Source organism: Myroides sp. WP-1 (assembly GCF_014145635.1).
Taxonomy (GTDB): Bacteria; Bacteroidota; Bacteroidia; order Flavobacteriales; family Flavobacteriaceae; genus Flavobacterium.
The window spans coordinates 1-2,318 of record NZ_JACHTC010000049.1; the positions used below are offsets into that span (position 1 = coordinate 1).

Consider the following 2,318-nt stretch of genomic DNA (forward strand, 5'->3'; position numbering starts at 1 on the left):
TGTTGAACTAAACCTCCGGTAGCTTTCGCTGCGATGATTTAGTACCTTAGTATTTATTAACGTTTAAATAATTGATAATATGGTAACTAAAAAAAATCTCCGGAGGAATTAAGAACGAACAAATATTTGAATCGTGCTTGTAATGAAATTACAGGTTTTTCTGAACTTCTGCAACGTTTTGAGCGAAATATTTCTATTTTAGGACGAAGCAAACGCACTTTTGAAAATTATTCGCGCCATGTGGCCGCAATGGCACTTCATTTTGGTGCTTTACCAACCGAATTACATCCAGAACAGGTTAAAGATTATCTGTTTGAACTGCAACAACGTTCCAATTCACCTTCGCAATCGTATTTTAAACACACGGTTTACGGACTTCGATTTCTTTTAAAAACAGAGAATTTACCTTACGATCATCTTCATTTACCATCGATTCCTAAAGAAAAAAAACTACCCGTAATACTAAGTCGAGAAGAAATTTGGAGAATGCTTCAACATGCCGATTTGTTAAAACATCGCTTGCTCATCGGGTTGATTTACGGTTGTGGTCTGCGTTGCATGGAAGTTCGAAATATTGAATTGAAACACTTAGATTTTGATCGAAAATTGCTTCATATCGTTCAAAGCAAAGGTAAAAAAGATCGTTATGTTCCGCTTTCTGATCATCTCATTCGAGGGATAAAAAAGTACATTTCAATTGAACATCCGACTACTTTTTTATTTACTGGCAACACCAAAGATGCCAAAGGATTTGATTCGCGTTATAGTCAACGTGGCGTTCAATGGGCGATTCAGTCGGTTTGTAGAAAAGCTGGAATTTTAAAAGACGTTCACACGCATACCTTGCGTCACAGCTACGCTACACACTTGTTGGAAGATGGCGTGAATATTCTTCAGGTTCAGAAACTGATGGGACACGAACGAGTAGAAACCACAATGGAATACCTGCACGTTTGCCAATTGGAACAACAAAAAGTACACAGCCCATTAGATACCGTTTTTGCCTTATGCAGCCGCAGTGGGAGGTAGCCGATGTGCTTAGAAAGGTCGATTTGTCCAACCAAAACTTTACGGTTCATCAAGAGAAAACCTTACGGGCATTGACTTTATGTAGAACAGCAGCTTTGGGCGGACATGTAGATGCTTGTGATGCTTGTGGAAATATTAGCATCAGTTACAACAGTTGTAGAAACAGGCATTGTCCCAAATGTCAAGGGCACAAACGTGAAGAATGGATACAAGCTCGCGAGCAAGATTTGTTGCCTTGTTCGTATTATCATTTGGTATTTACGTTGCCCGATACGCTCAATGGTTTAGCGATTTCTCATCCGCAAATCATGTATCGCATATTATTTGAAGCAACTTGGGCTACAATGTCTCAATTTGGAAAAACAGAAGGATTGCAATTGGGAATGATCGCCATTTTGCATACTTGGGGACAAAATTTGAGTTTGCATCCGCATTTACATTGCATTGTTCCTGGCGGTGGAATTGATAGAAATGGCAATTGGAAACGCAAGATAAAAACCGATAAATATTTGTTTGCAGTAAAAGCTTTGAGTAAGGTTTTTCGGGCCAAATATGTAGCGTTGTTGCGCAAGGAAAAATTAGCGGATACTCAACTCTTACAAGGTTTGTTTGAAAAGAATTGGGTGGTTTATGCCAAACGACCTTTTGGTGGGCCAAAGCAAGTGATTGAATATTTAGGCAGATATACGCACAAGGTTGCGATAAGCAATCATCGGATAAAGAACGTAACCGATCACGAGGTTACTATTAATTATAAAGATTATAAAGACGGCAGTAAAACCAAGCAACTCACCTTAAAAAACGAAGAATTTGCAAGACGATTTAGCTTACATATTTTACCCAAACGCTTTGTGCGAATCAGACATTACGGAATTCTAAGCAGCAGTTGGAAACGCGGAAAGCTCCAGCAATTACAAAAAGAGTTAAATGTTGTACGCCCAATAATTGAACCCAAAACGCAACATAAAAAATGCTATTGCTGTAAAGTCGGTAATCTGATTACCTTGCATGTTTTTGGGCAAAGAGGACCACCGAAAGCCTATCTTATCGAAAATAAACTTGCGCCTGTGAATTAACTTTTACGGGTAAGGGAACTTGTGCTTTTTTGCATCGAAAAACAGTGTAAAAAAGTAAAAACAAACATAAAAAAAAGCAGTAATCGTAAAATTACTGCTCGTATATCTTAAAGCTGCACTTCGAAAACTCCATAATACTTTATTAGCTTCCTACGGTTCCGTTCAACGGGCTTTCATCTCGTGCCCTCCGGGCAAGACGAAAGCTTAGTTATT

The 2,318-nt window shown here is 38.7% G+C and carries 2 protein-coding genes; both read left to right on the top strand.

Annotated features, from left to right (window positions below):
- Positions 1–126: 126 nt before the first annotated feature.
- Complete coding sequence (locus H4K33_RS16195; RefSeq protein WP_131540135.1) at positions 127–1,029, top strand: tyrosine-type recombinase/integrase; 903 nt, start codon at positions 127–129, stop codon at positions 1,027–1,029.
- The gene (locus H4K33_RS16200; RefSeq protein ID WP_131540136.1) at positions 1,008–2,105 is read left to right on the top strand and encodes an IS91 family transposase; all 1,098 of its coding nucleotides are present in this window, start codon (positions 1,008–1,010) and stop codon (positions 2,103–2,105) included. Before H4K33_RS16195 ends, H4K33_RS16200 begins: the two co-directional genes overlap by 22 nt.
- Positions 2,106–2,318 lie beyond the last annotated feature (213 nt).